Raw genomic sequence first — 6960 nt, 5'->3', positions numbered from 1 at the left:
ATTAAATTTAAAGCCAAATTTAAAAATTTAAGGATAAATTATCTTACTGAATACTTAAACCACCCAAACACATCAAAATGAAACTAGACTCAACAGACAGAGAAATTTTAAAGCATTTGCAAGAAGATGCTCATCTGACAACCAAAGAATTGTCGGGCAGGCTGAATTTATCCCCTACTCCAGTTTATGAACGTGTAAGAAGACTTGAAAAAGAAGGGGTAATAAAGGGCTATGTTGCGTTGGTAAATCGTGAAAAAATTGAGAAAGATTTAATGGTTTTTTGTAGCATTCGCCTAAAGGAACATGCGCAAGAAGCAGGGGCAAAATTTGTCAAAGAAATTGTTCAGCTAGATGAAGTACAGGAATGTTATAATATCTCTGGAGATTACGATTTTATGTTAAAAATTATCGTCCACGATATGCGTGAATACCAAGGTTTTCTGATGAACAAATTAGCATCTTTGGAAAACATTGGCAGTACTCATAGTATTTTCGTAATGTCAGAAATTAAGGCAGAGACTAAATTGAAGGTGTAATTTTGTCATTATGTTTTACAGAGTAGGCACCTTTTTACAGATTAGTCAACTTTTAAAAAGTTGACTAATCTAAATCCTCTCATCTAAGAACATTTTATAAACCGTTAGGGCTTCCTCTTTTTCTTCTGGATTTTAATTAAAATATCCAAATAAACATTGTTCCTAACCCTATAAAAAGTGCAACTAATAAGATAATCAAAAAGATTATAAATAAATATTTTTTCAATTTGTCAGATAAAGTTTCTTTATATTCTTTTTCAGTTTTTAATGGCTGTTTCTCATCCAATAACTCAATATATTGTAGGTATATATCAGCATTTTCACTAATCCAATTCCCGTAATAATCAAGATGTATTACTTTATCCTTTTTCTCTTCTATAATTTTACTGCTCTCGAGAGAAGCCTTTAGCAATTCCAAAGCAAATAATTTTAAGCCCTCTTTGTTGGCTTTTATATAACTTTCATCGGAACCTCCGCCATATTGAAAAATACCCCAAATAGCTTCTTTCTTCAATTCAATTTCATCAAACTTATTGATTATATTTTGCAGTTCTTCTTCATTCATTTCATTATCATTTTTATATAGAATTTACTAATAATCGAGCTTAATCAAATAAATGCCTTATTATTTTCGTCAGTTCTTCTGCTTTATTTAAAGTCATTAAATGCCCTCCTCCGTTTACGATTATATCACTTTTCACAAAGTAAAAAGGCAGAATTTTATCCGCTGTTCCATGAATATGTACTAAATTTTTGTGAATAGTTTTATTTTTCCAATTAACAACTTTATCAATTGCCCAAACTAAAAAGTTTGGTTCTGTATCGACCATAATACTTGCTAACATGTCCTTATCAGCTACACCCTCTGCCCCAAAAAGCCAATTACTAAACATATTTGGTGTTTTCAGCACTGCTGCGGGAATAAGCTCATGAAGTTTTAACAGTCCCGCAAGGCGATAATAAACAGGAATTTCTTGGTATGTTTTAGCAGAAGCAATGATGATTATCTTTTCAGTGTCTATCAACTTTGCCACTTCAGTAGCCATCATTCCCCCAAAGGAAAGTCCTATTAATATCGGACGATTGGTTTTAATTTGTTCAGTCAGCCGAAGTGCATAATGTGCTATGGTTTCATTTTTGTTGGGCGCTATCCAACGTACAAAAGTGATTTCAAAACCCGAAAAGTCTAGCTTCTTAAAAACCCTTTCATCTGCTCCTAGCCCACTAAAAATATAGATATTTTTCATTGAATTACGTGATTGGTTTTAGAGATAAATCATTTTAAATTGGCTCTGCTCTTAACTAATTACAATTTATGAAAACTTGGAGAATTGAGTTTGATTGGTGTAATTTGCAAACACTTCAAGTTGTATATACTATAAAAAGTAAACCTATCAAAAAATATGATAAAAACTCGAATTACGTTATTGGATAGTTTTAGGGCATTGGCAATATTATCAGTAATGCTTTTTCATTATTTTTCACGAAGAATACCACCTTTATATCCTGTTTCACTGTATCCTTACAATAATGATTACGATTATTTCAGATGGGGCTATTTAGGAGTAGAGTTCTTTTTTATCATTAGTGGTTTTGTAATATTTTTCACGCTTGATAACACGCCATTTTTTCGTTCCTTTTGGAAGAAAAGATTAATGAGGTTATTACCTTCAATGATTATTGCTTCGATAATTACCTACATTATTTTCAACCTTTTCGATACTGATAATATATTTTACAACAGTCATAAAATAGTTAATTTCATACCAAGCCTTACTTTTATTCATCCAAATTTGCTTAACATTCTATTCAGTAGATTTAATGTAGAACTCCATTATTTAAACGATTCTTATTGGAGTCTTTGGCCTGAATTACAATTTTATTTCCTGTCTAGTACAATTTATTATTTCAATAAAGAGAGATTTCTTAAAAATTTCATGCTGACTTCAACTATTTTGGTTGTTGTTAATTTCATCGTTGTCAATGATTCCAAACTAAATATTAATTTATTTTCTTCAGGTTTAATACGTATTGGTTTGACCCCATCTTTTTTGATGAGTTATTCAAAATGGATGCAAGAAGGATTCAATTTAATCACTTATTTGCCTTTCTTTGCTATTGGTGTTTTGTTTTATTCATTATTCAAAAACAAGCAGAACAACGCAGAAACGCCGCTTTATATCAAAATCTACCTCCTATTTTTTTCATTATTTATTATTTACTCAGGAGTTAATTTTTCTACAAAGGCAATCTATGGGGTTATGTTTTTATTGTTTTTCTTATTTATCTATCTCCCAGATAAGCTTGCCTTTTTTGAAAATAAAATAGTGAGCGATATTGGTGAATCTTCCTACTTCTTGTATTTAATACATGAAAATACAGGCGTTTTAATCATCTATTCATTTGGTGCCTATTTTTCACCATTTGGTTGGGCATTCACTTTAATTACTATTCTAACATTGATTGCTCTTAGTAATCTGTACACGTTCAGGATTGACAAGCACTTAAATCGTTGGTTAAAAAAGAAATTAATGTAGTGATAGACAACGTCAAATGTAGATGCTAAATCCTACATAAAATTATTACGCATTTCTTGTTTTAAGAATTTTAGGGCATCGTCTGATGGAGCAATATTTTTAGAAAGTACAACTTCCAGAATACGTTTTGATAACTCAAGTGAAGGAGCATTCGGGTCGATATCTTTGGCTGATAAATTAATCAATGCTACAATTTCGTTCATGGCATTTTTGATGTTCAACCAAGCCTCATCACTCATATATACTTGTTGAGCGAGGTTATGCGAAAACTCCTCTCTGATTTCAGCTAACATCAATTGTTGAAACCCTCCAACTGTGTCAACTCTACCCGACAAACGGATTAACAAGTTATTAGGCGAAATTCTTTCTAAGAACAATGCCATGCGTTCGTAGGCCTGTAAACGGATTGGGAGGATTGTTTTGGCTGTTTCAGCTTTAATATTTAATTCTTTTTGTACTAATTCTTTTTTCAAGAAAGAACTGACTGTTAGATACATAGCCCATAAAACTAAAGCAGCGGGGAGTAAAACCTTTATTAAATCAGCAACTAATTCCATGATGTTGGGGTTTATTATTCACGATAATCCTTCAAAAATAAGTAATTTTGCCCAATGAAATTACCCTTTAATTAAGGAATCGATATTAAAGACTGTAAATTGAGTGAATTGGGAAATGCTTTTTAGCTGTATCATTCCAAGTCAGTCACTGTTTACTTATTCATTAATGCTAAAAATCAATGACAGATACTAAAATTATTCCCATCAATATTACTGAAACTGCCAAAACAGAGGTAATCAGGGCTTTGGGTATAAAAGGCATTCCTGAGAATTATTTTTTAAGAGTTGGGTTACGTGGTGGAGCGTGTAGTGCTACTTATCTGATTGGCTTTGACAAAATGACAGAACACGATGAGCTTTACGAAATCAACGACTTGAAAGTGCTAATAGACAAGCGTCATTTGATGTATTTAATAAATATAGAGCTTGATTTTGAGGAGGAAGGAAATGGCTTTACCTTTAACAAATTATAATATTATCATTCAAAATTATTATTCATGAAAATTGCCGCAATTGACATCGGCTCGAATGCCGCCAGAATGCAAATCTCAAGAGTCCTGGAAAACGATGGTAAAATAAGTTTTAAAAAAGTAGAATACGTTCGTTTTGCTTTACGTTTGGGACATGATGTATTTAATGACGGAGAAATCAGCCCTGAGTCTGAGGTAAGAATATTCAAATTATTAAATGCCTATAAACTTTTATTAGACTTACACGAAGTAAAAGATTATATGATTTGTGCTACTTCTGCCATGCGTGAAGCAGGAAATGCCGAAGCTGTGATTACCCGTATCCACAAAATTTTGGATATGAAAATCAACATCATAGAAGGCGCTAAAGAAGCTGAACTTATCAATGACGTAGTAGTACAAGCCTTGGATGATGCCAATTATTTGCACATCGACGTAGGTGGGGGTTCGACAGAGTTAAACATTTACTCTGAAAGAAAGAAAATCGCTTCAAAATCTTTCAAAATTGGTTCTGTTCGTTTGTTAGAGCATAAGGAAAAAGAGAGCGACTGGGATAAAATGCGTAGATGGATCGAAAGCAATATTGATGTAAAAACGGCTAACATTACCGCTGTAGGTACGGGTGGGAACATTAGCAAGTTATTCAATATTTCTCCTAATCATCAAGATGCTACTTCTATCAGTTATGAAGAATTGGTTCGTTTGAAAAACTATGTAGCATCATTTACTTACGAAGAGAGAATCAATAAATTACGATTAAATGCCGACCGTGCAGATGTAATTGTTCCCGCTGCACAAATCTATTTATCAGCGATGGAGTGTGCAGGGGCTAAAAAAATATTTGTACCAGATTTAGGCTTAAAAGATGGTATCATTCAGATGGTTTATGAAAGAATACAACATCGAAAAAAATAAGGATATAAAAATAGGGAAGGATAATTGAATGTTCTTCCCTATTTCTTTTACGATAAAAAAACACCACAGCTTGCTTGATAGGTTTCTTCTGCTGACAAAGTCAGCAAGCCATCTCCAGAATTATAAGCGTCAGTATTGCCCGTCATTGGCTCTATAGCTACACAATCGCGTGTTGGTGGAATATAGACAACCATAAAAGTAAATTGATTATCCAGTCCTTCTTGCCAAACATTGATAGAAACATTTTGCTTCGCAGAATGAAGTACAGCCGTAATTTTCTCCGCTTTTTTAACGCTAAAAACAGCATCTAGTATTTGATTGTTCAAATCAATACCTCCGCTAAAATCAACCGACTTTTTACTGACAGAAATCATCTGTTCGTCGGGAATAGATTGTTCTGTTGCAGGAAAATCAATGTGCCAATCGTTGGCCGTTTCACCTGCTATTTTAAAATATGGATGCCAACCTAATACCATTGGCATTTTTGTAGAGCCTGTATTCTTAATGGTATACGTGAGCGTAAAGCCTTCCGTTGTTGACAATGTATTGGTTATCGCTAACACAAAAGGGAAAGGATAACCAACATGATTACCTTTGTATTCAAATTGTATTACAATGCTTGCTTTAGTATCATCTGCCTCTTCTTGAACAACTTCAAAATTTGCAAATGCCACAAATCCATGAATTGCATTATGCAATCCTACTTCATTAATCGGTAATTGATGATTTGCATTTTCAAATGTATACTTCCCATCTCGTACCCTATTCCCCCAAGGAAACAAATGTGCTGATGGGTAAGCCGTCATTTCATTTACTAATTGCTCGTCGGTATCCGCTGCAGCGATTACATTGAAAAGTTTGCCTTCTTTCTGAAAGGTCATTTTACGGATTATTCCACCGAATGCAGGTAAAATATTCACTGATTCTCCTGTTGTAGGATTTGATAAAATGTATTCTGTAAAACGCCCAAATGGTTCTTTTATAATTTTCATTTTGAAAAATATTGCTAACGCTATTGTTTAACTATTGAAAAACTGAATGCTCAAAGCTCATTAATTATTTCTATGTATTTTACATTTCGCCTTCTACTCCCAAACCGAACAACGCAAAATCATATTTTACTGGGTCTTTGGCATCTAGCAATTTTAAATTTTCAGTTAATTCGACTGCCATTTGCCAATCTGGTTTTGGTCTTTCTACTAAGCCTAATTTACGAGCGACTCTCTCTACATGGACATCACAAGGGCAAATAAGTGTTGAAGTATCTAAGCGATGCCAAATCCCAAAATCAACCCCATGACTATCTTTACGGACCATCCAACGCAAAAACATATTCAGTCGTTTACAAGAAGAGTTTTTCAGGGGTGTGGCAATGTGCTTTCTTGTTCTTTCAGGATAATTTTCCAAGCTAAAGAAAAGCTCGTGAAAAGACATTAGGTTCTGCTTGACATTTGTATGCTCTGATGACGTATATTCAACCAGAAAGCCTTCTTCTAAAGATTCGTATTTTTGGTAATAATGACGAAACCAAGCGATAAAATAGAGGGTATCAATATCATTGAAGGTACGGTGTTTAAAAGACAAAAACGGCTTAAGGTCTGAATCTTGATGATTGATGATAAAATCATGTGGGCTACCATCCATCAACGTTATCAATTCTTTGCATTTATTGATAATAGTTTTTCTTTGACCCCAAGCTAATACGGCTGACCAGAAACCCATGATTTCGATGTCTTCTTTTTTGGTAAAAAGATGCGGAATAGAAATTGGATCGTTTGGAATAAAATTAGGCTGATTATACTTTAAATATTTTTCTTCTAATAAATCTGCGACGTAGTTAGTCATTTTTGAAAGGGAAATATAAACTTATGTAGAGACGGAGAGATTCGAACTCTCGTCCACTAGTTAATCATTTTTGAAAGGGGGAAATAAACGAATGGGAATG

9 protein-coding genes are annotated in these 6960 nt (G+C 33.4%); 4 read left to right on the top strand and 5 right to left on the bottom strand.

Features of this window, described 5'->3' with window-relative positions; genetic code table 11:
- Nucleotides 1–77: 77 nt before the first annotated feature.
- Nucleotides 78–536, top strand: coding sequence for an Lrp/AsnC family transcriptional regulator (locus tag AC07XN_RS22660; protein WP_309919803.1), 459 nt, complete (start codon nucleotides 78–80; stop codon nucleotides 534–536).
- 136 nt (nucleotides 537–672) lie between these two features.
- Here AC07XN_RS22660 and AC07XN_RS22655 read toward each other — a convergent pair whose 3' ends face one another.
- Together AC07XN_RS22655 and AC07XN_RS22650 are read right to left on the bottom strand one after the other, a co-directional pair.
- A complete protein-coding gene (locus AC07XN_RS22655; RefSeq protein WP_494744714.1) occupies nucleotides 673–1101 on the bottom strand; it encodes a hypothetical protein in 429 nt (142 codons plus the stop codon).
- Between the two features lie 40 nt (nucleotides 1102–1141).
- On the bottom strand, nucleotides 1142–1783 hold the full coding sequence (locus tag AC07XN_RS22650; protein ID WP_494744713.1) for an alpha/beta hydrolase: 642 nt from the start codon (nucleotides 1781–1783) through the stop codon (nucleotides 1142–1144).
- A 156-nt stretch (nucleotides 1784–1939) separates the two neighbouring features.
- Here AC07XN_RS22650 and AC07XN_RS22645 point away from each other — a divergent pair, with 156 nt between their 5' ends.
- Nucleotides 1940–3073, top strand: coding sequence for an acyltransferase family protein (locus AC07XN_RS22645; protein WP_494744712.1), 1134 nt, complete (start codon nucleotides 1940–1942; stop codon nucleotides 3071–3073).
- Between the two features lie 32 nt (nucleotides 3074–3105).
- On the opposite strand, the gene AC07XN_RS22640 is transcribed toward AC07XN_RS22645, so the two are convergent.
- The gene (locus tag AC07XN_RS22640; protein WP_309919813.1) at nucleotides 3106–3630 is read right to left on the bottom strand and encodes a DUF7935 family protein; all 525 of its coding nucleotides are present in this window, start codon (nucleotides 3628–3630) and stop codon (nucleotides 3106–3108) included.
- A 179-nt stretch (nucleotides 3631–3809) separates the two neighbouring features.
- Here AC07XN_RS22640 and AC07XN_RS22635 point away from each other — a divergent pair, with 179 nt between their 5' ends.
- Nucleotides 3810–4103 carry a HesB/IscA family protein gene (locus tag AC07XN_RS22635; protein ID WP_309919815.1) on the top strand — a complete coding sequence of 98 codons (294 nt, stop codon included), beginning with the start codon at nucleotides 3810–3812 and terminating at the stop codon, nucleotides 4101–4103.
- Nucleotides 4104–4127: 24 nt separating this feature from the next.
- On the top strand, nucleotides 4128–5015 hold the full coding sequence (locus AC07XN_RS22630) for a Ppx/GppA phosphatase family protein (RefSeq protein WP_494744711.1): 888 nt from the start codon (nucleotides 4128–4130) through the stop codon (nucleotides 5013–5015).
- A gap of 47 nt (nucleotides 5016–5062) precedes the next feature.
- On the opposite strand, the gene AC07XN_RS22625 is transcribed toward AC07XN_RS22630, so the two are convergent.
- Nucleotides 5063–6007, bottom strand: a complete 945-nt coding sequence (locus AC07XN_RS22625; RefSeq protein ID WP_494744710.1) for an aldose 1-epimerase — start codon at nucleotides 6005–6007, stop codon at nucleotides 5063–5065.
- A 79-nt stretch (nucleotides 6008–6086) separates the two neighbouring features.
- Entirely contained in the window at nucleotides 6087–6860 is a 774-nt protein-coding gene (locus AC07XN_RS22620) for a TIGR02757 family protein (RefSeq protein WP_494744709.1), read from the bottom strand.
- Nucleotides 6861–6960 lie beyond the last annotated feature (100 nt).

This window comes from Arcicella sp. GW458-12-2-14-TSB2, assembly GCF_059423785.1.
Note: the sequence above shows the minus strand (reverse complement) of the source record. Positions and strands in the feature narration are given on the sequence as shown.